This is a genomic window from Corynebacterium sp. HMSC074A01 (assembly GCF_001831515.1).
GTDB lineage: Bacteria > Actinomycetota > Actinomycetes > Mycobacteriales > Mycobacteriaceae > Corynebacterium.
Map to the genome: position 1 here is coordinate 63,702 of NZ_KV825615.1, position 22,447 is coordinate 86,148.

Annotated in this window: 18 protein-coding genes; 9 read left to right on the plus strand and 9 right to left on the minus strand. The window is 67.1% G+C overall.

Annotated features, from left to right (window positions below; translation table 11 throughout):
• The first annotated feature begins 196 nt into the window (after positions 1-196).
• Together HMPREF2550_RS04085 and HMPREF2550_RS04090 are read left to right on the plus strand one after the other, a co-directional pair.
• On the plus strand, positions 197-1,078 hold the full coding sequence (locus HMPREF2550_RS04085; RefSeq protein WP_070789884.1) for a sulfurtransferase: 882 nt from the start codon (positions 197-199) through the stop codon (positions 1,076-1,078).
• Between the two features lie 129 nt (positions 1,079-1,207).
• The gene (locus HMPREF2550_RS04090; protein ID WP_246819753.1) at positions 1,208-3,004 is read left to right on the plus strand and encodes an acetyl/propionyl/methylcrotonyl-CoA carboxylase subunit alpha; all 1,797 of its coding nucleotides are present in this window, start codon (positions 1,208-1,210) and stop codon (positions 3,002-3,004) included.
• Here the strand turns inward: HMPREF2550_RS04090 and HMPREF2550_RS04095 are convergent, their stop codons facing one another.
• Complete coding sequence (locus HMPREF2550_RS04095) at positions 3,005-3,898, minus strand: chymotrypsin family serine protease (protein WP_070789886.1); 894 nt, start codon at positions 3,896-3,898, stop codon at positions 3,005-3,007.
• A gap of 42 nt (positions 3,899-3,940) precedes the next feature.
• Here HMPREF2550_RS04095 and HMPREF2550_RS04100 point away from each other — a divergent pair, with 42 nt between their 5' ends.
• Both HMPREF2550_RS04100 and HMPREF2550_RS04105 read left to right on the plus strand, forming a co-directional pair.
• Positions 3,941-4,429, plus strand: a complete 489-nt coding sequence (locus tag HMPREF2550_RS04100; RefSeq protein WP_070789888.1) for a GNAT family N-acetyltransferase — start codon at positions 3,941-3,943, stop codon at positions 4,427-4,429.
• A gap of 38 nt (positions 4,430-4,467) precedes the next feature.
• Positions 4,468-5,580, plus strand: a complete 1,113-nt coding sequence (locus HMPREF2550_RS04105) for an HNH endonuclease signature motif containing protein (protein WP_141760521.1) — start codon at positions 4,468-4,470, stop codon at positions 5,578-5,580.
• Here the strand turns inward: HMPREF2550_RS04105 and HMPREF2550_RS04110 are convergent.
• From HMPREF2550_RS04110 to prpD, 5 genes are all read right to left on the minus strand, one after another.
• A complete protein-coding gene (locus HMPREF2550_RS04110) occupies positions 5,564-6,403 on the minus strand; it encodes a chymotrypsin family serine protease (RefSeq protein ID WP_141760522.1) in 840 nt (279 codons plus the stop codon). The genes HMPREF2550_RS04105 and HMPREF2550_RS04110 overlap by 17 nt on opposite strands.
• Positions 6,404-6,445: 42 nt before the next feature.
• Positions 6,446-9,868 carry a pyruvate carboxylase gene (locus tag HMPREF2550_RS04115; protein ID WP_083319771.1) on the minus strand — a complete coding sequence of 1,141 codons (3,423 nt, stop codon included), beginning with the start codon at positions 9,866-9,868 and terminating at the stop codon, positions 6,446-6,448.
• A gap of 212 nt (positions 9,869-10,080) precedes the next feature.
• Positions 10,081-11,220: a bifunctional 2-methylcitrate synthase/citrate synthase gene (locus tag HMPREF2550_RS04120; RefSeq protein WP_070789896.1), complete on the minus strand. Its 1,140-nt coding sequence runs from the start codon at positions 11,218-11,220 to the stop codon at positions 10,081-10,083.
• A 50-nt stretch (positions 11,221-11,270) separates the two neighbouring features.
• Positions 11,271-12,191: a methylisocitrate lyase gene (gene prpB / locus HMPREF2550_RS04125; RefSeq protein ID WP_070789898.1), complete on the minus strand. Its 921-nt coding sequence runs from the start codon at positions 12,189-12,191 to the stop codon at positions 11,271-11,273.
• On the minus strand, positions 12,192-13,703 hold the full coding sequence (gene prpD / locus HMPREF2550_RS04130; RefSeq protein WP_070789899.1) for a 2-methylcitrate dehydratase PrpD: 1,512 nt from the start codon (positions 13,701-13,703) through the stop codon (positions 12,192-12,194).
• A 196-nt stretch (positions 13,704-13,899) separates the two neighbouring features.
• Here prpD and HMPREF2550_RS04135 point away from each other — a divergent pair, with 196 nt between their 5' ends.
• Positions 13,900-15,162, plus strand: coding sequence for a short-chain fatty acyl-CoA regulator family protein (locus HMPREF2550_RS04135; protein ID WP_070789901.1), 1,263 nt, complete (start codon positions 13,900-13,902; stop codon positions 15,160-15,162).
• 12 nt (positions 15,163-15,174) lie between these two features.
• On the opposite strand, the gene HMPREF2550_RS04140 is transcribed toward HMPREF2550_RS04135, so the two are convergent.
• From HMPREF2550_RS04140 to upp, 3 genes are read right to left on the minus strand one after another with little or no spacing between them, the layout of a single operon-like run.
• Positions 15,175-16,581 carry an NAD(P)H-quinone dehydrogenase gene (locus tag HMPREF2550_RS04140; RefSeq protein ID WP_070789903.1) on the minus strand — a complete coding sequence of 469 codons (1,407 nt, stop codon included), beginning with the start codon at positions 16,579-16,581 and terminating at the stop codon, positions 15,175-15,177.
• 50 nt (positions 16,582-16,631) lie between these two features.
• Positions 16,632-17,834, minus strand: a complete 1,203-nt coding sequence (locus tag HMPREF2550_RS04145) for an amidohydrolase (RefSeq protein WP_141760523.1) — start codon at positions 17,832-17,834, stop codon at positions 16,632-16,634.
• A gap of 55 nt (positions 17,835-17,889) precedes the next feature.
• Positions 17,890-18,525 carry a uracil phosphoribosyltransferase gene (gene upp / locus HMPREF2550_RS04150; protein ID WP_070789904.1) on the minus strand — a complete coding sequence of 212 codons (636 nt, stop codon included), beginning with the start codon at positions 18,523-18,525 and terminating at the stop codon, positions 17,890-17,892.
• A gap of 94 nt (positions 18,526-18,619) precedes the next feature.
• Here upp and HMPREF2550_RS04155 point away from each other — a divergent pair, with 94 nt between their 5' ends.
• From HMPREF2550_RS04155 to HMPREF2550_RS04170, 4 genes are read left to right on the plus strand one after another with little or no spacing between them, the layout of a single operon-like run.
• Positions 18,620-18,901 (plus strand): hypothetical protein, encoded by a 282-nt coding sequence (locus tag HMPREF2550_RS04155; RefSeq protein WP_070789906.1) that lies wholly within the window; start codon positions 18,620-18,622, stop codon positions 18,899-18,901.
• On the plus strand, positions 18,898-19,926 hold the full coding sequence (locus HMPREF2550_RS04160) for a C40 family peptidase (protein ID WP_246819754.1): 1,029 nt from the start codon (positions 18,898-18,900) through the stop codon (positions 19,924-19,926). The genes HMPREF2550_RS04155 and HMPREF2550_RS04160 overlap by 4 nt, the downstream gene beginning before the upstream one ends.
• A 51-nt stretch (positions 19,927-19,977) precedes the next feature.
• Positions 19,978-21,216, plus strand: a complete 1,239-nt coding sequence (locus tag HMPREF2550_RS04165) for a hypothetical protein (RefSeq protein WP_070764643.1) — start codon at positions 19,978-19,980, stop codon at positions 21,214-21,216.
• 49 nt (positions 21,217-21,265) lie between these two features.
• Entirely contained in the window at positions 21,266-22,417 is a 1,152-nt protein-coding gene (locus HMPREF2550_RS04170) for a trimeric intracellular cation channel family protein (protein WP_038588659.1), read from the plus strand.
• Positions 22,418-22,447: the final 30 nt, after the last annotated feature.

Consider the following 22,447-nt stretch of genomic DNA (forward strand, 5'->3'; position numbering starts at 1 on the left):
CAATGCCACGTTTTCTCTCCACGAGCGCGCCCCAAGTGGGCAAGTTCACACCCGCCGCCCTCCCCCTGCGCTGAACCGTGCGCAAGGCACCCCCGCGCGGCGATTTTGCCTCGCCGGGGGCGTACATTCTGTAGGGTTGGGGCGGAGAAAACCGGCGTTGGAGCGTCGATAAGCATGCAGATGAAGGGGAGCAACCATGGCCATTGAGCTCGATGATCACCCGAAGTTTAAAGACTTCGCGCACCCGGAGAAGTTCGTCTCCGCAGCGTGGCTGTCCGCGCGCCTGGGTAAGCCGGGGCTGCGCGTGGTGGAAAGCGACGAGGACGCCTACCTCTACGACATCGGGCACATCCCGGGCGCCGTGCGCATCGACTGGCACCGCGATCTGAATGACCCCGTCACCCGCGACTTCATCGACGGCGAGGCCTTTGCCAAGCTGATGAGCGAGCGCGGCATCTCCCGCGACGACACGGTCGTGGTCTACGGCGACAAGTCCAACTGGTGGGCCGCCTACACTGCCTGGATCTTCGAGCTGTTCGGTCACCCGGATGTGCGCCTGCTCGACGGCGGCCGGGATGCGTGGATGGGCGAGGAGCGCGACACCTCGTTCGCCGTGCCGGAGTACCCCGCCACCGAGTACCCGGTGGTTCAGCGGCAGGACAAGCCGTACCGCACCTTCGCTACCGATCTGTTGCAGCACACTCCCGCCCAGCTTATCGACGCCCGCCACCCCGGCCAGTACGACGGCACCGACGGCAACGCCTCCGACCGCGCCCCCGGCAAGTCGCCCTCCACGCTGCGCCACGGCCACATCCCGGGCGCGGTGAACGTGACCTGGGGCCGCTCCCTGTTCCCCAACGCGCTGTTCAAGGACCTGCCGGACATCGCCGCGATCTACGAGGACTTCGACCCGGACGCCGAAACGGTGGTGTACTGCCAGCTGGGCGAGAGCTCCGCGCACACCTGGTACGTGCTCAACCACATCCTGGGCTTTAGCAACATCTCGCTCTACGACGGCTCGTGGGCCGAGTGGGGCAACATGGTGCGCGTGCCCGTTGAGCAGGGCTCGGGCGCCTAGCCCGCTTGTCGACGTCGCGTTGGCCGCCCAGCCTCCGCGACGTTTTTTCATGCGAGTTGTAACATGGGGCGTCGAGAACCGATATAGTTTGGCATCACTAATCGCTTGCAAGAAAGACGGGATGTTTTCGTGCCTACTTCAAACGACGCTTCTACCGCAGACGCCACGAACCTGAGCCACGCGCTTACGAAGGTGCTGGTGGCCAACCGCGGCGAGATTGCTGTCCGAGTCATCCGCGCGGCGAAAGACGCAGGTATTGCCTCTGTCGCCGTGTATGCGGAGCCGGATAAGGATGCCCCCTTCGTCGGGCTGGCCGACGAGGCCTTCGCCCTGGGTGGCGCGACCGCGGCGGAGTCTTACCTGGACATGGACAAGCTTCTCGACGCCGCGGCGAAATCCGGCGCCGACGCCATCCACCCCGGCTACGGCTTCTTGTCCGAGAACGCCGAGTTCGCCCAGCGCGTCATCGACGCGGGCCTGACCTGGATCGGCCCCTCGCCTTCAGCCATCGCGGCACTGGGTGACAAGGTCACCGCCCGCCACATCGCCGAGGCGGCCGACGCCCCGATGGCCCCGGGCACCAAAGACCCCGTCGCGGACGCCGAGGAGGTCCTCGCGTTTGCCGACGAGCACGGCCTGCCGGTCGCTATCAAGGCAGCGTTCGGCGGCGGCGGGCGCGGCATGAAGGTCGCCTACACCCGCGAGGAGATCCCGGAGCTGTTCGAGTCCGCCACCCGCGAGGCCACCGCCGCGTTTGGCCGCGGCGAGTGCTTCGTCGAGCGCTACCTGGACAAGGCCCGCCACGTGGAGGCCCAGGTGCTCGCCGACCAGCACGGCAACGTCGTCGTGATGGGCACGCGCGACTGCTCCCTGCAGCGCCGCTTCCAGAAGCTCGTCGAGGAGGCCCCCGCCCCGTTCTTGACCGACGAGCAGCGCGAGCGCATCCACTCCTCGGCGAAGGCGATCTGCCGCGAGGCCGGCTACTACGGTGCCGGCACCGTGGAGTACCTCGTAGGCTCCGACGGGCTGATCTCGTTTTTGGAGGTCAACACGCGCCTGCAGGTCGAGCACCCCGTCACCGAGGCCACCACCGGTGTCGACCTGGTGCGCGAGCAGTTCCGCATCGCCCGCGGCGAGAAGCTGCGCTTTGACGCCGACCCCACCCCGCACGGCCACGCCATCGAGTTCCGCATCAACGGCGAGGACGCCGCGGCGAACTTCATGCCGGCACCGGGCACCATCGCCGAGTACGCCGAGCCGGCCGGCCCGGGCGTGCGCGTCGACTCCGGCGTGCGCGCAGGCTCCGTCATCGGCGGCCAGTTCGACTCGATGCTGGCCAAGCTGATCGTCCACGGCGAGACCCGCGAGGAGGCACTGCAGCGTGCCCGCCGCGCGCTGGGTGAGTACGTGGTCAAGGGCCTGCCCACCGTGATCCCCTTCCACCGCGCGATCGTCGACGACCCGGCCTTTATCGGCGACGGCGACTCCTTCGGCGTCTACACCCGCTGGATCGAGGAGGAGTGGGTCAACGAGCTGCCCGCCGCCGACGCGGATTCCGAGACCGAAACGGACACCGATGCCGCCCGCACCTTCGCCGTGGAGATCAACGGCCGCCGCATCGAGGTCGCACTCCCCTCCTCCCTGTTGCTCGGCGGGGCGCAGCGCAAGCGCCCGAAGAAGCGCCGCTCCAGCGGCTCGAAGGCGGCCATCTCCGGCGACGCCGTGGCCGCGTCGATGCAGGGCACCGTGATCAAGTGCAACGTTTCCGAGGGCGACACCGTCGAAGAGGGCGACGTCCTCGTAGTACTCGAGGCCATGAAGATGGAGAACCCAGTCAAGGCTCACAAGGCCGGCACCGTCACCGGTCTGGCCGCCGAGGAGGGCGCCCAGGTGAACAAGGCCGCCGTGCTGATGGAGCTGAAGTAGCTAGCGCGGCAGCAGGCCGTCGATGCGCCACTGCGCGACGGTCTGCAAAATCTGGCCCAGCACCGGTGCCGAGGCCGCGAGCACGCCGACGATAATGATGGCGATGACCGGCAGCGTCCCCTCATCCATATTGCTGCTGGCCTCGATGCGCCGCGCCGAGCCCGCTGCCGCGCCGGACAACGCGTCGTCAGGCAGCTCCGCGCGGTGGTCGTTGACCTGCGGGGCGCGGAAGTAGTCGGCGATGAGCCGGATCTCCTCGCCTTCGGTCACCTCGTCGCCGTTTTTCGGCACGGACGCGCGCGAAAGCCGGTGCTCCCCGCCGCCCTTGGTGGAGATGATGCTCACGCCCGAGTACACGCCGAGGAACCCGCGCCGCGGCGACCACACGGGTCCGCCGGAGTCGCCGTGCTGCCCGCTGACCCCATCGAAGTACAGATTATTGTCGATGCTACCAGCAAACGTCCCGCACTGCACCTGCCGCGAGGCCACCCCAAAGGTGCAGACTTGCTCGCCTTTCGCCATCTCGCTTAGCGACGCCACCGCGTCCCCACTCCGGCCATTCACCCCCACCCGCACGCCCGGATCCCAGCGGATCGCGGCCCAGTCGTTGCCGGTACCTTTGCCCCACTTTGAGGACGGGTAAAACGTGCCAACCTCGCCCGTAGTCGACCCGTCCGCGCGCTTGAGCCGCACCCGCTCGCCGGTGAGCCCGCAGTGCGCGGCGGTGTAGCTGATGTTCTCGGCGCGGTCGTTGTAGGCGATCGCGCAGCTTGAGGCGTCCGCCACGACGATCTGCGAGCCCTGCTGCACCACTTCTGCCGCCCCCGCAACCGGCGGGGCGGCAAGGGCGGCAGCTGCGGCGAGGACGGCGGCGCGGCGAGCAACGGTATGCATGGGCCAAATAGTACAACCTATCGCCTTGCTATTGTGGGGCGCATGGAGTTCCACTTCCGCAGAGCCAAAGAAGCCGACCGCACCTACCTCCAGCGCCTGAACTTCCTCACCGAAGTCTTCGGCGACGAGACGGCCCCGATGCACCCGCAGGAGCGCGAAGGCATCGTCGCCGGCGTGCACGAGTACATCTACGGCTGGGACCCGGATTCCGACGGCGGCATTATCGTGTCCGACGAGTTCCACACCCCGGCCGGCGGCATCTGGTTCCGCTACTGGGCCTCGCCTGATCAGGGCCACGCCAACCTGGGCCCGGATATCCCGGAGCTCGCCATCGCGGTGGAGGGCCGCTACGCCGGCCACCGGCTCGGCGCGCTCCTGCTCGAGCAGGCCGTCCTTCTGGGCCAGGAGCAGGGTGCCGAACGCCTCGCGCTGTGGGTCGACCCGGACAACCCGCGGGCCCGCCACCGCTACGAGCAGTTCGGCTTTGACGACGTCAAGGGCAAAGCCAACGTTATGGCGCTCAACCTTTAAGTTGCAGGGGTCCGCGGCCTGCGCTAGGTTGTGGGCCTATGGGGGATCAACAACAATTACGGGCCTTTTTGGCCTTCAAAGCAGGGGGAATCGGCGCACTCCGGCTTGTCTACGAGGCAGGCCTCGACGCGGATACGCTTGTCGGGATGGGCGCGGCCGACGACTACGCCGACACGCTCGTGCGTCTCGCGCGCCGGTTTTTCCGGCCCACCAGCCACTCGCGCTACCAACTCGAAGCCCGAAGCGCGGCCGAGGCCAACCGGCACTGCATCGAAACCCTCGAGCTGATCGAGCGCACCGCACGGAGGATCACCAACCCGACGAAGCGCTGGGAATACACCGCGCAGCTGTGCGCCACCGAAGGTGACACCACCACCATCTCGAAGAAAGCCACCCGGCTGCGCAAAGAGTATCTTCCACCCCGCCCACCACAAGACGGGGTACGCATCCAACGCAGCGACAAGCACGACAAGTTCATCATTCGGCTCACCGGCCCCACCAACGACCTACAAGACCTGGTCACCACGTTTGAGACCCCCGGCGAGGACGGCAAACCCATCGACCCGATCGACTGGCTGGTCAACAACCGCCACATCGTCCAAGCACCGGTGGCGATACACGCGATTATCACCGACAAGGACATCGACCACGTCCTCGCCGGCACGGATGACCGACCCGACCAGGAGCCCGTCGTGGTCACCAACACTGGTGTGAAGATGACCACCAGCCAAGTCCTGCGCCGCCACATCCTGCCTGATGGCTACATCACCCTCGCCGCACCGCACCTCGGGCCGATTAATACTCACCGGGCACGCCTTGCCTCGCCGGTGCAGCGCCTGGCGATCGAAGCGGACTCGCCAACCTGCTGCTGGCCGGACTGCACCACCCCGATCGCCAAGTGCCAGGCCCACCACCTGACCGACTACGCCCAAGGTGGGGAAACGCACCCGTCGAACATGTGCTGGCTGTGCCCACACCACAACGCGGTCAACGGCCAACCCGAACGCGGCCGTATGGCACGCATCGACGGCCGGATCGCCTGGATCGGCCCCAAATACGGCACACCACGATTCACCGGCCGCGACTACGTTGACGCCGAAACCATCATCGGCGGACCCGCCCAAGGCACACCACCTAGAGGATCAGGTTAATCACCACGGTCAACAGCGCGACCACCCCGATGAGCGCCGCCATGTACCAGGAATCGGACTCCTGCGGCGCGCTGTCCTCGGGGATCACTCCACCCGCCGCCGTCGGCGGGGGCTTCGGCGCGCCCGCCGACGGCGGGGGCTTCGGCGCGCCCGCAAACGCCGGGCTGACGGCGAAGTAGTCGACGAACGCGTCTGACAGCGCGTCTGCGATGTCGTCGCCGTCAGCGGTCGTCGCGCCGAGCAGCATCGTCTTCTCCTCGCCGTTGAGGTTGTTGCGCCCCGATACGGTCGCGGAATGCACGCCTAAGAACCCGCGGCCCGGGATCCACACCGGCCCTCCGGAATCGCCGGCCTTGCCCGGCGCAATATCGACGAGGAAGGAGTTGCCCACCCGCGCGTGAAACACCCCGCACGTAGTCGCCCGCGTCGCCTGGCCGTAGGTGCACACCTGCTCGCCGGGGCGCACCGAATCCAGCGCCACTGCCCCATCGCCGCTGTACTCGTTGGGCCCGACCTCCACGCCCGCGTCCCAGTCGATGCGCGCCCAGTCGTTCGTCGTGCCCTCGCTGGCGGCGGAGGTGGTGAGGGTGCCGGTGGGCGGGGTGACCGTGCCGTCGGCAAGCAAAAGGCGCACCCGGTCGCCACTTTCCCCGCAGTGCGCTGCGGTGTAGCTGGATGCGCCAAGGTTAAAGCCGACGGTGCACGCAGAGCCACCAACGACGATCGCGTCGCCCTGGTCCACCACCGTCGGCTCCGCCGCGGACGCTACGGTGTGAGACAGCGCAAGCGCCGCCACACCGCAGGCCACAACGAGTTTTTTCACCCCACCGAGTCTACTCGAGCGCCCGGGTGGGCAAAATAACCGCTAGGCGATGACGACCACCAGGTCGCCACCCTCCACCTTGGTCGGCTGGGTAAACGCGAGGCGCTCGATCGTGCCGTCCTTGGTGGCCGAGATGCCAGCCTCCATCTTCATGGCCTCGATCGTGGCAACCTGGTCGCCGGCCTTGACCTCGTCGCCCACCTTCACGGTGACGTTGACCACGCCCGCGAACGGCGCAGCCACGTGGCCCGGGTTCGACGTATCAGCCTTCTCGGCCTCCGCGACGGTGGATTCGGCGTTCTCGTCGCGCACCAGCATCGGGCGGATCTGGCCGTTGACGGTGAGGATGACCTGGCGCATACCCTTCTCGTCCGGCTCGCCGACAGCGTCGAGGCGCACGGACAGCGGCGGGCGCTGCTCGTCGATCTCGCCGTACCAGATCATGGTCTCCTCGCCCTCGACGAGGCCGTAGAAGAAGGTCTTGTCGGAGAGCTGGTCGGTCACGCCGTAGGTGCGGCGGTGCTCGAGGAACTCCGCGTACTGCTTCGGGAACAGCAGCTTATCCAGCGCCGCGCGGCGGGTGGTGTGGTCCTCGGATACCAGGTCGCCCTCAAGCTCGGCCGGGACCTCGACGGTGTGGTCGACGGGGCTGCGGTCGGCGAGTGCGGCGTCGCGAAGCAGCGGCCAGCCGCCCGGAGGCGTGCCGAGCTCACCCTGCAGGAAGCCGATGACGGACTCCGGAATGTCGTACTTGCGCGGGTTTTCCGCGAAGTCCTTCGGGTCCACGCCCGCGCCCACGAGGTGCAGCGCCAGGTCGCCGACGACCTTCGACGACGGGGTGACCTTGGTGGGGCGGCCGAGGATCTCGTTGACCGCGGCGTAGTAGTCCTCGATCAGCTCGAAACGGTCGCCCAGGCCCAGGGCGTTGGCCTGCGTGCGCAGGTTGGACAGCTGGCCACCCGGGATCTCATGCTTGTACACGCGACCAGTCGGGCCGGGGATGCCGGACTCGAACGGCGCGTAAACCTGGCGCACGGCCTCCCAGTAGGGCTCCATGTCGGAGACGGCCTGCAGGGAGATGCCGGTGTCGCGCTCCGTGTTGGCGAACGCCGCGACGAGGGCGGACATCGACGGCTGCGAGGTCGTACCGGCCAGCGGCGCGGACGCCACGTCGACGACGTCGGCACCGGCGTTGGCGGCGGCGAGGTAGGTGGCCAGCTGGCCGCCCGCGGTGTCGTGGGTGTGCACGTGAACCGGCAGGTCGAAGCGCTCGCGCAGGGCGGAAACCAGCTTCGCCGCAGCGCCCGGGCGCATGAGGCCGGCCATGTCCTTGATGGCAAGCACGTGGGCACCGGCGTCGACAATCTGCTCCGCGAGCTTCAGGTAGTAGTCCAGCGTGTAGAGGTCCTCGTTCGGGTCCAGCAGGTTGCCGGAGTAGGCCATGGCGACCTCGGCGACTGTGGTGTTGGTCTCCAGCACGGCGTCGATGGCCGGGCGCATCTGGGAGACGTCGTTGAGCGCGTCGAAGATGCGGAAGATGTCGATGCCGGAGTTCGCCGCCTCCTGCACGAACGCGCGGGTCACGCTATCCGGGTACGGGGTGTAGCCGACCGTGTTGCGGCCGCGCAGCAGCATCTGGATGTTCACGTTCGGCATCGCCTCACGCAGCTCGTCCAGGCGCATCCACGGCGACTCGTGTAGGAAGCGCATGCCGACGTCGTAGGTCGCGCCGCCCCAGGCCTCCACCGAGGTCAGTTCCGGTGTGAGGTGGCCGACGTGCTTCGCCGCTGCCACCAGCGTGTTCGTGCGGATGCGGGTGGCCAAAAGCGACTGGTGCGCGTCGCGGAAGGTCGTCTCGGTCACGCCGAGCGCGGTCTGGTTGCGCAGCTTCTCCGCCCACTTTGTCGGGCCGAGCTCGAGCAGCTCGTCGCGGGAGCCGCGCGGGGTCTCGCCGTAGTCAGCGGTGGGCAGCTTCTTCGACGGGCGGATGGCCGTCGGGCGCGGGCCGTTCGGCTGGTTGACCGTCACGGAGGCGAGGTAGTCGAGGATCTTGCCTGCGTCGTCGGCAGCCGGCGGGGCCTCAAGCAGGAAGGGGTGCGCGGCAATGTAGCCGGTGTTAATGCGCTCCTTCTGGAAGTCCTGCTGCGACAGCAGCGCGCGCAGGAAGCCGATGTTGGTGGAGACACCGTTGACGGTGAACTCGTTGAGCGCGCGCAGTGCGCGGTCGACGGCGACCTGGAAGTTGCGGCCGCGGCAAGTCATCTTGACCAGCAGCGAGTCGAAGTTCGGGGTGATCACGGTGCCGACGGCCACGGAGCCGTCGAGACGCACGCCAGCGCCGCCCGGGGAGCGGTAGCCGGTCACGGTGCCGGAGTCCGGGCGGAAGCCGTTGTTCGGGTCCTCGGTGGTGATACGGCACTGCAGGGCGGCGCCGTTGACCTCGATGAGGTCCTGCTCCAAGTGGATGTCCGACAGCTTCGCGCCCGCCGCGATGTACATCTGGTTCTTCACGATGTCCACGCCGGTGACCTCCTCGGTCACCGTGTGCTCGACCTGCACGCGCGGGTTCATCTCGATGAAGACGTGGTTGCCCGCCTCGTCCACGAGGAACTCGACGGTGCCGGCGCCCTCGTAGTTGATCTCCTTACAGAACGCCACGGCGTCGGCGCAGATGCGCTGGCGCTGCTCCTCGGTGATGTGCTGCGCCGGCGCGATCTCGACGACCTTCTGGTGGCGGCGCTGCAGGGAGCAGTCGCGCTCGAAGAGGTGGATCACGTTGCCGTAGGAGTCGGCCATGATCTGCACCTCGATGTGCTGCGGGTTGATCACGGCGCGCTCGATGTAGACGTTCGGGTCGCCGAAGGCGGCCTCCGCCTCGCGGGACGCCTCGGCGGCGAGCGCCTCGACGTCCTCCGGCTTCTCAATGAAGCGCATGCCGCGCCCGCCGCCACCGGCGACGGCCTTGACAAAGACGGGGAACTGGAACTCCTTGGCGTACTCGGCCAGCTGCTTCGGGTCGGAAGAGGGCTCGGAGTCCTTCAGCGTGGGCAGGCCGGCGCGCTCGGCGGCGTGGACGGCGGCGGCCTTGTCGCCGGTCAGGTCCAGGGTCTCCGGGGTGGGGCCGATGAACTTAATGCCGTTGGCGGCACAGGCGCGGGCGAGGTCGGCGCGCTCGGAGAGGAAGCCGTAGCCCGGGTAGACGGCGTCAGCACCGGTCTCCTTCGCGGCGCGGATAATCTCGTCGATATCCAGGTAGGCTTTCACCGGCTGGCCCTCGGTACCGATCTGCACCGCCTCATCTGCGAACGGGCGGTGGAAGGAGTTGCGGTCCTCCCGGGGGTAAACGGCGACTGTCTTCGCGCCGGTCTCAAACGCGGCGCGGAACGCGCGGACGGCGATCTCACCGCGGTTCGCAACCAGAATCTTCTTGAATGCGGGCAGGTCATTGAGAGGAAGCGTGTCCACTGGAGGTAGGTCCTTTCGCTTTTGTGCCAGGAGCGCGCGGTTCGCATATCGAACACAGCAGATCGATCATACCGCTAATCCCGACTGTAATGGTCATTTTTATGTGGGAAATCTGCGAAAACGGGGGGTGCGTCCCGCACACGCCGCAGCCCGCCGGCGGCGAGGCGGCGCGGCGGGCTGGGTCAAGCGGGGCGTCGAGAAGCGGCAGGCGCTTAGAGGTGACGCTCCTCCGGGCCGTTGTAGGCGGACAGCGGGCGGATCAGCGAGTTGTTCTCATACTGCTCAATGATGTGAGCGATCCAGCCGGTGATGCGCGCCATGACGAACAGCGGGGTGAAGAACTCGATGTCGAAGCCCAGGATGTAGTAGGCCGGGCCCGACGGGAAGTCCAGGTTCGGGCGGATCTTGATGGAGGTGTTCTCGTACATGGTCTTGGCCATGATGTCGTAGATCTCCACCCACTTCTGGGCGTCCTTCTCCGGGTGCTCGGCAGCCAGCTTCTTGAACGCAGCCTCCATGGTGGGCACGCGCGAGTCGCCCTTCTTGTAGACGCGGTGACCGAAGCCCATGACGAGCTCCTTGTTCTTCAGCTTGTTCAGCGTCCACTCCTCCGCGTTCTCCGGGGAGCCGACCTCGACCATGTTGTGCATGACGAACTCGTTCGCGCCGCCGTGCAGCGGGCCCTTCAGCGCGCCGATGGCCGCGGTGATGGCAGACCAGGCATCGGCCTGGGTGGAGGTGACGGTACGCGCGGTGAAGGTGGAAGCGTTGAAGGAGTGCTCCGCGTACAGGATCAGGGACTTCTCAAAGGCCTCGATGTCGGACGGGATGGTCGCAGGCGAGCCCTCCTCGTCGCCGAAGACCATCCAGAGGAAGTTCTCGGCGAAGCTCTTGTCCTTGGTCGGGGCGATGTAGTCCTTGCCCTGGCGGCGGCGGATGTCGGTCGCCACGACGGTCGGCAGCTGGGCGAGCAGCTGGGTGCCGATCTTGCGGATGTGCTCCGAGTTCGGGGTGAACTTGTACTCGTCGCGGGTGCCCAGGAAGGACACCGCGGTGCGCAGCACGTCCATCGGGTGGCAGTCCTTCGGCAGGAAGTTGATGACCTGGATGAGCTCCTCGTCGATGTCGCGGTTGGTCATGCAACCGTTGCGGAACTCCTCGCGGCCTGTCTCGTCCGGCAGCTCGCCGTGCCACAGCAGGTAGGCGACCTCCTCGAACGTGCAGTTCTCGGCCAGCTCCTGGACCGGGTAGCCCTGGTACAGCAGGGAGTTGGTCTCCGGGTTGACCTTGGAGATGGCGGTGTAGTCGGCGACGACGCCGGCGAGGCCCTTGCGGATTTCCTGATCAGACATGATGTGTGCTCCTTATGTGTGAAATGGGTTAGGGGTTGAGTGCTTCAGGCCTACTCGAAGGTGGACTTGTAGCTGTCCTTGGAGTAGGTGAAGACGGACTGGTCGAACTGGTTGTACTCGTTGTAGCGGACCAGCTCGTAGAGGCGCGAGCGGTGCTGCATCTTGTCCAACCATTCGGTCTGGATGCCGGTTTCTGCGATGTCGCGCAGCATCGCCTCGGTCTGGCCCATGGCGATGCGGAAGGTGGTCACCGGCCAGATCACCGCGTTGTAGCCGAGACCCTGCAGGGTGTCGGCCGAGAGCAGCTCGGTCTTGCCGAACTCCGTCATGTTGGCCAGAAGCGGCGTGTCGACGGCAGCGCGGAACTTGGCAAAGTCCTCCTCCGAGTACAGCGCCTCGGTGAAGATAAGGTCCGCGCCAGCGTCGGCGTAGGCTTTCGCACGTTCGATGGCCTCGTCGATGCCTTCGATGCCGGCGGCGTCGGTGCGGGCGCAGATGACGAACTGGTCGTCGGAGCGCTCGCGCACCGCGGCGGTGATGCGGCGGACCATCAGGTCGCGCGGCACGACTTCCTTGCCGTCGAGGTGGCCGCAGCGCTTCGGGTTGACCTGGTCCTCCAGGTGCAGCGCGGCCAGGCCGGCGGCCTCGAACTCGGCGACGGTGCGGGCGGCGCTCATGGGCTCGCCGAAGCCGGTATCCGCGTCGATAAGCACCGGCAGGTTGGTGGCGCGGGCGATCTGGCCGCCGCGGTTGGCCACCTCAGACAAGGTGGTCAGGCCGATGTCCGGCAGGCCGAGGTCGTTGGCCACCACCGCGCCGGAGACGTAGACGCCTTCGAATGCGCCGATGTCTTCGATCAGGCGCGCGGTCAGCGGGTTGAACGCGCCCGGCAGCTTCGTGATAGTCTCCGCCTCCAGCGAAGCCCGCAGTGCTTTACGACGCTCATGCGGTGTTTTTTCTGGCGCAAACATTTAGAAGATGCCTCCCGGGATCTCAGGTGCGTTTGCCTTCGCCTCGTCGCCCACCACAACGTTGAGCTCGGACAGGTCGGTGAGGTTTTCCAGGTCCTGCACGGCTGCGAGGAAGCGGTCCTGCTCCTCCGGGGTCACGATGCCCTCGGCCAGGGTGCGGAACTTCTGGATGTAGTTCTCGCGCTCGAACGGGCGGGCGCCGAACGGGTGGGCGTCGGCAACTGCCATCTCATCCTCGATGACGGTGCCATCTGCGAAGGTGATGACGGCGCGGCAGCCGAAGGCCTTCTCGTTCGGGTCCTGCGAGTGGTAGCGGCGGGTCCACTCCTCGTCCTCGACGGTGGAGACCTTGTGCCACAGTTCAACGGTCTCGGGGCGGCCGGCGCGCTCCGGGGTGTAGGAGTTGACGTGGTGCCAGGTGCCGTCCTCGAGCGCGACGGCAAACATGTACATAATCGAGTGGTCCAGGGTCTCGCGCGAGGCCTTCGGGTCCATCTTCTGCGGGTCGTTCGCGCCGGTGCCGATGACGTAGTGGGTGTGGTGCGAGGTGTGCAGGACGACCGACTCGATGTCGGTGGTGGACTTGCCGGCATCCGCGATGGTCTGCTTCATGCGGCGCGCCAGGTCGATCGGGGCCTGCGCCTGGTACTCGGCGGAGTGCTCCTTGGTGTAGGTCTCCAAAATCGCGCGCTTGGCCTCGCCGTCTGCGGGCAGCGGGACGATGTAGGTGCGCTCCGGGGAGTGCAGCATCCAGGCGATGAAGCCGTCCTCGCCCTCCCAGATCGGGGCCGGGGCACCCTCGCCGCGCATGGTGCGGTCAACGGCCTCGATGCCCATCTTGCCGGCGAACGCCGGGGCGGAGGCCTTCCAGGAGGAGATCAGGCCCTTGCGAGACTGACGGGTCGCGGTCGTGGTGTGCAGCGCCTGGCCGACGGCCTGGTAGATGGTGTCCACGTCCAGCTCGAGCATGGTGCCGATACCTGCGGCAACCGACGGGCCGAGGTGGGCGACGTGGTCGATCTTCCACTCGTGCAGGCAGATGCCCTTGACCAGGTTGACCTGGATCTCGTAGCCGGTGGCAATGCCGCGGATCAGCGCCTTGCCGTCGAGCCCCTTGTGCTGGGCCACGGCGAGCAGCGCCGGGATGTTGTCGCCCGGGTGGGAGTACTCGGCGGCGAGGAAGGTGTCGTGGAAGTCCAGCTCACGCACGGCAGTGCCGTTGGCGAAGGCGGCCCACTCCGCGGAGAAGGAACCGTCGATGCCGAAGACCTGCGCGCCGCTCTCGGCGACCGGGTGTGCCTCGGCCATCGCGCGGGCGGTGGCGACGGGGCGGCGGCCGTAGGAGGCGACCGCGACCGACGCGTTGTCGATGATGCGGTTGATGATCATCTCGCGGGTGTCTTCCGGGACCTCGACCGGGTCAGCGGCAACCTTGGCCACCTTGTACGCAAGGTGCTCTTCGATGGGGAAGTCGTCGGCGGACTTCCGGGTGCGAACTTCATGGTTGATCATTGTGGGTGCAACTCCTCGGCTTGTGTGGGGACGAGTGGGCGTCGATAAGCGAGCGCCCTGTTGTTGCAACTCATACTAGGGGCGCGAATGTGTGCCAGGTCATTCTCCAATGTGTGAAAATTAGTGTCACGGGCGAGTAAGCTTTGTAAACTTTGTAAACACACAGTTCAGGACAGGGAAGCAAAGGCAAAACGCGATGGCCAAGCACTACGCGGGGGCACGAATTCACACGCTGCGCGCGACCGAAGGGCTGACTCAGGTGGACATGGCGCGCAAACTCGGCATCTCCACCAGCTATCTCAACCAGCTCGAGAACGACCAGCGGCCGCTCACCGTCACCGTGCTTTTGCAACTCACCCAGGTCTTTGGCCTCGACGCCAGTTACTTCTCCCCCGCCTCCGAACAGCGCGTCGCCGGCGAGCTCGCCGAGCTGCTTCCCGACGTCCCCGACGCCGACCTCGCCGACATCGCCCTGCGCTACCCCGCCGTCGCCGAGGGCATCAAAGCACTGCCTGGGTTGCTCGCCGGCACCGCCAACAACCCGCACATCGTGGTGCGCGACTTCTTCCAGCAGCACAACAACTACTTCCACGACCTCGACAGCGCCGCCGAGGACTTCGCCGCCGGTGCGCACGCCCGCCAGCTTCGACTGACCCGCATCGCCGGCGCGCTCGACCGCGACTACGGCTACACCGTCCGCTTCAACCAGGCCACCGGCGGCGAGCGCTCACTCGCGGACGCCGCCAGCCGCGAAATCCGCGTCCGCACCGGCCTCACCGAAGCGCAGCAGTGTTTTGAGCTGTCCTACCACTATGCGCGCATCGCGCACCGCTCGCTTATCGACGCCCACGTCTCCCCCATCGCCGCCCCCCGCGCCCGCCAACTGGCCCGCCACGGACTCGCGCAATATTTCGCCGCCGCCGCCACCATGCCCTACTCGCTCTTTTTGGAGGCGGCTGAAGAGACCCGCTACGACATCGACGTCATCTCCGCCCGCTTCGGCACCGGCTTCGAATCCACCTGCCAGCGCCTCGGCACCCTGCAGCGCCCCGGCGCCGCCGCAATCCCCTTCGTATTCATCCGCACCGACCGGGCGGGCAATATTTCGAAGCGGCAGTCCACCACCTCGTTCCACTTCTCACAACGCGGCGGCACCTGCCCCCTGTGGGTCGTGCACCGCGCCTTCGAAACACCAAACCGCGTCACCCGGCAGGTCTCCGTCATGCCCGACGGGCGCACGTACATGTGGGTGGCGCGGATGGTGCAGGGCCCGGCCGTGGAATTCGGCGCGCCCCGGAAAGAAAACGCGGTGACGCTCGGCTGCGACGCAGCCCACGCCGACCGCATGGTCTACGCCGACGGGCTCGACCTCTCACCGGACTCCGCCACCCCGATCGGGCCCGGCTGCGAGACTTGCCCGCGGCACGAATGCCCGCAGCGGGCGTTCCCGGCGCTGTGAACTAGTCCAGGTCTAGTCCAGGTCCGACTTCTTCACCAGGCGGCGCGCCGCCTCCGTCACGGACCCGGACAGCGACGGGTAGACCGCCATGGAATTGGCCAGCTGCGCGACAGTGAGGTTGTTCGCCACCGCGATGGTCAGCGAGTGGATGAGCTCGGAGGCGGTCGGCGCGACAATCACGCCACCGACGACCTGGCCGGAGCCCTTGCGGGCGAAGATCTTGACAAAGCCGTGCTGCAGCGAGCGCATCTTCGCGCGCGCGTTGGTGGCCAGCGGTAGCTTGTACACGTCGGCGGCGATCTTGCCGTCCTTGATCTCCTGCTCGGTCACACCGACCGCCGCGATCTCGGGGCGGGTGAATACAGCGTTGCCGACAGTCTTGATGCGCAGCGGTTTCACGCCCTCGCCGAGCGCGTGGTCGACGGCGATGCGGCCCTGCTGCGCGGCGACAGAGGCGAGCGGCATGAGGTCGGTGCAGTCGCCCGCGGCGTAGATACCGGCGACGTTGGTGCGGGAAACACGGTCGACGTGGATGTGGCCGGACGGGGTGGTCTCCACGCCCGCAGCTTCCAGGTTCAGGTCGGCGGTGTTCGGGATCGAGCCAATCGACATCATCACGTGCGAGCCCTCGATGGCGCGCCCGTCAGTGGTGTGGACGACCACGCCGTCACCGGTGTTTTCCACGCGGTCGACGCGCGCGTCCTTCTCCAGCTGCACGCCCAGGTTGCCCAGGACGGTCTCGAGCACGTCGGCGGCGTCCGCGTCGTCGTGCGGCAGAATGCGGTTGCGCGAGGCGACCATGGTCACCTTCACGCCCAGCTCAGCGAAGGCGGAGACGAACTCCGCACCGGTCACACCAGAGCCGACCACGATCAAGTGGGTGGGCATCTCGATCAGGTTGTACATCTGGCGCCAGTTGAGGATGCGCTCCCCATCCGGCTCCGCCCCCTTGAGCACGCGCGGGCTCGCGCCGGTGCAGACGAGCACCATGTCGCAAGTGATTTCCTCGGTCGTGCCGTCGGCAAGCTCGACCTCGAGGCTGTGGGTGGTGTGTCCCTTCTGCTCGTCGGAAAAGCGCGCCCGCCCGTCGATAAACTGCACGCCCACGCGGTCGAGCTGCTCGCGGATGTCGCGCGACTGCTCTGCCGCCAGCGCCACGACGCGGTTGTTCAGCGCGCTCAGCGCCAGCTTCGCCTCGCCCAGGCCGTGGTTGAGCCCCATGTCGTCGGCGCGGCGCAAGTCCGTCTTAATGTTGGCACCCGCAATGAAGCTTTTCGACGGCACCACGTCCTTCCGGATCGCCGAACCGCCCGCACCCTGGTCTTCGACCACGACGATCTCCGCGCCGTAGTTCGAGGCGACCAGCGCCGCCTCGTAGCCCGCCGGGCCTCCACCAACAATGACGATCTTCTTCGACACCGAGTTCTTCTCCCCTTATGTACGTGAATCTAGATTTTTCCTGAGCCAGTCTACCGGCCAGGCGCAGGCGACGCTGATTGCGCGTTGAAGTACTGCTCCACCACCGAGCCGAAGAAGCGCACGCCGACGGCAATCGCGCGCTCGTCGATGTTCAGGTTGCCCTGGTGCAGGTCGTACTTCTCGCCCGCTCCGCTCCACGCACCGAGGCGCACCATCGCGCCCGGGACGTGTTCGAGGTACCAAGAGAAGTCCTCCCCGCCGGAGGACTGCGGGGCCGTGACGATCGCGTGCGGGTCGACTGCGCGGCCGGCGGCGACGGCGAGGGCGGTCGCCGCGTCGTCGTTCAGCACCGGCGGCACCCCGCGCACGTAGTCGAGGTGGTACGTGCAGCCAGTCGGGGCGACGACCAGGTCGATCAGGTCCGTGAGCAGGTCCTCGAGGCCGCGCCAGGTGGTGATGTCGGCGGTGCGGATCGTGCCTTCGAGCACGCCCGCCTTCGGGATCGCGTTCGGCGCGTCGCCTGCATCCACGTGTCCGAAGACCAGCACGGTGCCGGTTCGCGGGTCCACGCGGCGCGAGAGCAGCGCCGGCAGCTGGGTGATCAGCGCGCCAAGCGCGTAGACCACATCGGCCGTCAGCTGCGGGCGCGAGGTGTGCCCGCCCGGCCCCTCGACGCGCAGGCGCAGCACGTCCGAGGCCGAGGTGATCGCCCCGGCGCGCACGCCGACCTGGCCGACGCGCAGCTTCGGCTCCGCGTGCAGCGCGTAGATGGTGCGCACGCCCTCGAGGCCGCCCCACTTGATCACGTCGAGCGCGCCGCCGCCCATGACCTCTTCGGCCGGTTGGAAGATGATGCGGACGCCGTGGGGTAGGTCGACGTCGGCAAGCGCGCAGGCGAGCGCCAAAGCCACGGTGGTGTGCACGTCGTGGCCACAGGCGTGCGAGACGCCCTGCACGGTCGAGGCGAAAGGCAGACCGGTCTGCTCGGTGACCTTCAGCGCGTCGATGTCCGCGCGAAACGCGAGGCGATCGCCGGTCTCCGGGCCAATGTCGACGTACAGGCCGGTGCCGGGAAAGGGTACGGGCTGCAGGCCGTGGGCAACCAGCACGCCGTGGAGGAACTTGGTCGTCTCCACCTCTTCGTTGGACAGCTCCGGGTGCGAGTGCAGATGGCGACGCCACCCCAAAATCTCGTCGTGGTGCTGCGCCACCCAAGCGTCGACGGCCGCGGCGATTGATGCCGTTTCTGCCACTGCGCCTCCTTCTGCCTCGATCTAGGTGTTGAACGTGTTAAGTCTACGCGCACCCTTACACGTCAATGTTGCGCGGCCCGTACAGGCGATCGCCCGCATCGCCCAGGCCCGGCACGATGTAAGCCTGCTCATTGAGGCTCGGGTCAATCGCCGCAGTAATCAGTCGGACCGGCCCGCCATGGGCCTTGAGCTTCTCGACGCCCGGCTGCGCACTCACCATGCACACGCACGTAATATCGTCCGCCCCGCGCGCCACGAGCAGGTCGATCGCGTGGATGAGCGAGCCGCCGGTGGCCAGCATCGGGTCGACCAAGAACACCGGCTGACCGGACAGGTCCTCCGGCAGCGCCTCCAAGTAGGGCACCGGCTCGTGCGTCTCCTCGTTGCGCGCCATGCCGATGAAGCCGACCTGCGCGTCCGGGATCATCGACAGCGCCGGGTCAATCATGCCGAGGCCCGCGCGGATGATCGGCACGATGATCGGCGGGGTGCGCAGCCGCGAGCCGCGCGCGGTGGCCACGGGCGTGGCGGTGTCGAAGGTCTCCACCTCGAGGTCGCGGCAGGCCTCGTAGATCAGCATGGCACCGAGGTCAGCGAGGGCGGCGCGGAAGGCGGCGTTGTTGCTGCGCTCGTCGCGCATAATCGTCAGGCGGGAGGCGGCCAGGGGGTGTTCCACAATCGTGATGTCCATAGGCACCAATGGTAGACGAGGTGCTTTCCCGCCTTTGAAAAACTTTTTTGGCGCCCGAGGGAACCGGGCGTGTGTTGCGTGCGTCTAACAATGCATGGACGTATTTGAACTTGAAGCCTCGCTCGTAAACTCGCACACCGACTCGCTGCGCGCCGACGCCGTCGCGCTCAACCACCTCACCCACCTGCCCATCCCGGAATTTGGCCCCGTGGCCAACTTCGCCCGCGCCGTCGATAGCGCCATTGCCTGTGCCAACGGCAAGGCCGACGAGCTGCGCGAGGCCGCCCACCGCATCGCCGGCAACATGGACTTAACCGCGCAGGCGGCCTACCACGTCGACGAGACCACCGGACAGTGTCTGGAGGGAGGACTGTGAGCACACAGACACTCGGTGCCGCGCTGACCCAATTTGCCAAGCACCCCACGGTGGACGCCACGCTCAACGTGGTCAAAGGCTCCCCCATCGACCCGGTCTACGCCATGGGCAAGATCCTCGGGGCCTGTCCCGAGCCGATCCCTACCCTGCCGCCGTTTTCCACCCCGGGCTTCGACGACTTCGCCGCGCTGGCCGCCATGGTCGGCGGCGACCCGCAGCGTTTCCAGGAGGCCGCCGTGTCCCTGGCCGCGCAGCGCGACGAGATCAGCGACCTGGTTGTCGCCGGCGGCGTTTACGTCGCCACGGCGGTCGCGGAGCTTATCGCCACCGCCAATTCGATGGTCCGCAACGCGCTCGCCGCCGCCGGTGCTGCCACTGCGGGCGGCCCGCTCGCCCAGCTCGCCGCGGCCGCGCCCGTCGTCAGCGCAGGCCTGACGCGGGCCGGGCTCATCCTGGATACGCTCGGCAAGGATTTGGATAGCCTAGCCAACCAGCTCAACGAGACAACGGCGGCGCGTCAGGCACAGCAGGCGCTTAAGGCGTCGCCAATTGCCCAGCAGGCCGAGCATACGCTGCGCTCGCTTGCCGACGCCCCACAGGTCACCCCCACCGCCGCCTCCACAGATGTCGCCCCGCCGGAGCCGAACCAGCCGGTCTCCGACGAGCTGGGCGAGCGCCCCAACGCCGCGGGCAACGCCGCAGTGCAGGCCGCAAAGTCGCAGCTAGGCACCCCGTACGTGTGGGGCGGCAGCCAGCCGGGCGGCTTCGACTGTTCAGGGCTGACCTCCTGGGCCTACAACCAGGCCGGGGTAGACATCCCGCGCACCGCCGCGGAACAAGCCATCGGCCAGCAGGTCGCCTACGAGGACCTGCAGGAAGGCGACCTGGTGGTGTGGGACGGGCACGTGGCCATGTACGCCGGGGACGGGATGATGATCGAGGCGGGCGACCCCGTCCAGCTCAACCCGGTGCGCACCGAAAACATCGGCATGCCGTTCCGCGGCTTCTGGCGGCCGACTGCCTAGCGCGCGGGCTGGGTGTGGTGCGCGCGCTGGGTTTTAGTAGAGTTTGCGTTCATGAGCACGCGCGCAATCCTCCCCGTGAAAATCTCGCTGACCCAGGGCGACTTCTACACCCTGTGGGCTCCTACCTGGAAGGAACACGGCGCCGAATGGCAGGCGTTCCTGGGCGATGACGAATCCGTGTTGGTGTTCGACTCACCAGCCGAGCTGCTGGCGTACCTGAACACCCACGCCAAGCACGACCTGAGCGACCACCCGAAGTGGAAGGCCTTTAGCGCCCAGGGCGACGACCGGGTTGTTCCGGATGAGAAGCACACCTTCGACATCATCGGCGCGCCCGAGTACTTGGCTGGGCGCCCGAGCCATGTGAACGTGTCGTCGTTAAGCGGCGTGCTGCAGGTCGCGCGCTCCCTGGCTGATGTGGCGAGCGCCGAGCAAGCGCAGATCTTCTTCGCCTCCCACTCGGTGCTGGGCAACGTCGCCCGCGGCTCGGAGCACTACTCCGGCGACAACGGCATGGACGAGTGGTCCGGCGTCGGCCACGTCGTGCTGGCGAATTGGAAGGACGTTGTCGCCTCGCTGGATGACTCGGTGCGCCGCGTCCCAGCTAGCGAGCTCGACGCGACTGCGGTCAGCGCCGCTCAAAGCGCCATCGAATCCGCCGAGGCCGCCCGCGCGCAGGCGAAGCAGGCGGAAGAGTCCAAGGCGCGGGAGCAGGCCGCTGCCGCCGACCCGTACGACTCCACGCTGTGGGCCACCGCTGGCATCGACCCGGTGAAAATCTCGGTGCAGGGCAAGAGCGTCTACACGCTGCGCACCTACCTGGGCTCCACCCCGGTGTTCTTGGGCAAGTTCGGCGAGATCTTCACCTTCCCCACCGGCAAGCACCTCACCCGCTGGATCCTGGAGCACGACGACCACGACCTGGGTGGGGTATCCACCTGGCCGGATGTGGTCAGCGCGGCGAACGCGGGCACGCTGAAGGTGGAGGTCCACCCGGACAACTCCTATTCCTTCAACGGCCTGGCTGAGGACATTGCGAAGGGCGTCGACGCGGTGGACACCCAGCAGATGGCGAAGGCCTACGAGCTGCTTGCCGACGCCGCCGACTGGGCCAAGGACGACTCCCTCAACGAGTTCCTGCTGGCTAACCCGCGCTTCCAGGACTACCTGGCGTACATGCTCGGCTCCACTGAGGCCGCCGGTTACGTGCCGTCCGCACCGTTTACGGATAAGGCGCAGAGCTGGCGCGAGATGGAAGACCAGCTGATCAAGCGTTTCTCCAAGTTCTAGGTCGCACTCTTCGGCCGCCGCCACTGGTCATCTCTTAGAATGTGGTGTTATGACTGCCGACCAAGTCGATCCGCTCATCACGTCCATCTACCGCTGGTTTGACGTATCCGGTGTGCTGCTGATGGGCGTCATCGGCGGCACGCTCGCCCGCCACCGCGGCTACGACATCATCGGCTTCTTCTTCATCGCCATGCTGTCGGCCCTCGGCGGCGGCATGCTTCGCGACGTCCTGATCAACGAAGGCACCGTCGCCGCCATGAGCCAACCGGAGTACCTCATCCTCGCGTTCACGGGCGCGCTGATCGCCCGCTTCACCTACTTCAAGGGCAAGGCCTGGGAGTTCCTCCAGAGCCACGGCGACGCGCTGGTGTCCGCGCTGTGGGCGTCGACAGGCGCATCGAAAGCGATCCAGTACGGGCTGCCAATTCTGCCCACGATCATGATGGGCGTGTTTACCGCGACCGGCGGCGGCATGCTTCGCGACGTCGTCACCGGCGGCGTGCCCTCCATCTTCGGCGACAACCAACCCACCGTCATCCCCGCGGTCGCCTGCTCGCTGATCACGCTGCTCGGCAGCGCCACCGGGTATATGGCGCTCGGCATGATCCTGGGACCCGTGGTGAGTTTTGCGCTGTTCCTCATCGGTTACTACGGCAACTGGCGCGTGTCCACCAACTCCGAATACGCCCCGGTCAACCAGGGCGCGGCCCAGGTGGCCACGCTGGCGAAGAAGGCGGAGCACCGCTCCCGCGCCGTCGCCCGCGAGCTGGAGCCGACGCGCGTGCGCTCCTGGCGCCACCGCCAGATGGAAAAGGCGCTGCAACGCCGGATCGAAAACGAGGTAAAGAAGGGCAAGCGCCGCTCCACCGCGCAGCACGAGGCGAACGATTTCCTCGAGGATTTCACCACCGAGTTCGCCGCGATCGACCCGTCGATGCTCGCTGAGGCGGGCATCCCGCAGCCCGAGTACGCCAAAGAGGAAGAGAGCCTGTTCGACGGCCTCGGCGTCGACCTCGCCGGCGACTCCTACGACGACTACGACGCAGAAACCCACACTACCGGCCAGTTCGAGGCCGTCGATCCGGAGACGGTGGCGATGCACAACGACATGTTGGACACGATCCTCGCCGACGAAAAACTCACCGACGAACTGATCGAACGCCTCGCCGCCCGCTACGCGCAACGCGATAAGGAGGCGTAGCGCGTGCCGCGCCACTGCCCCGCGTGTCCG

Coding starts and splice junctions, on each gene's coding strand:
- HMPREF2550_RS04085 (WP_070789884.1), top strand. CDS start 197: ATGGCCATTGAGCTCGATGATCACCCGAAGTTTAAAGACTTCGCGCAC.
- HMPREF2550_RS04095 (WP_070789886.1), bottom strand. CDS start 3,898: ATGCATACCGTTGCTCGCCGCGCCGCCGTCCTCGCCGCAGCTGCCGCC.
- HMPREF2550_RS04100 (WP_070789888.1), top strand. CDS start 3,941: ATGGAGTTCCACTTCCGCAGAGCCAAAGAAGCCGACCGCACCTACCTC.
- HMPREF2550_RS04105 (WP_141760521.1), top strand. CDS start 4,468: ATGGGGGATCAACAACAATTACGGGCCTTTTTGGCCTTCAAAGCAGGG.
- HMPREF2550_RS04120 (WP_070789896.1), bottom strand. CDS start 11,220: ATGTCTGATCAGGAAATCCGCAAGGGCCTCGCCGGCGTCGTCGCCGAC.
- prpB (WP_070789898.1), bottom strand. CDS start 12,191: ATGTTTGCGCCAGAAAAAACACCGCATGAGCGTCGTAAAGCACTGCGG.
- prpD (WP_070789899.1), bottom strand. CDS start 13,703: ATGATCAACCATGAAGTTCGCACCCGGAAGTCCGCCGACGACTTCCCC.
- HMPREF2550_RS04135 (WP_070789901.1), top strand. CDS start 13,900: ATGGCCAAGCACTACGCGGGGGCACGAATTCACACGCTGCGCGCGACC.
- upp (WP_070789904.1), bottom strand. CDS start 18,525: ATGGACATCACGATTGTGGAACACCCCCTGGCCGCCTCCCGCCTGACG.
- HMPREF2550_RS04155 (WP_070789906.1), top strand. CDS start 18,620: ATGGACGTATTTGAACTTGAAGCCTCGCTCGTAAACTCGCACACCGAC.
- HMPREF2550_RS04165 (WP_070764643.1), top strand. CDS start 19,978: ATGAGCACGCGCGCAATCCTCCCCGTGAAAATCTCGCTGACCCAGGGC.
- HMPREF2550_RS04170 (WP_038588659.1), top strand. CDS start 21,266: ATGACTGCCGACCAAGTCGATCCGCTCATCACGTCCATCTACCGCTGG.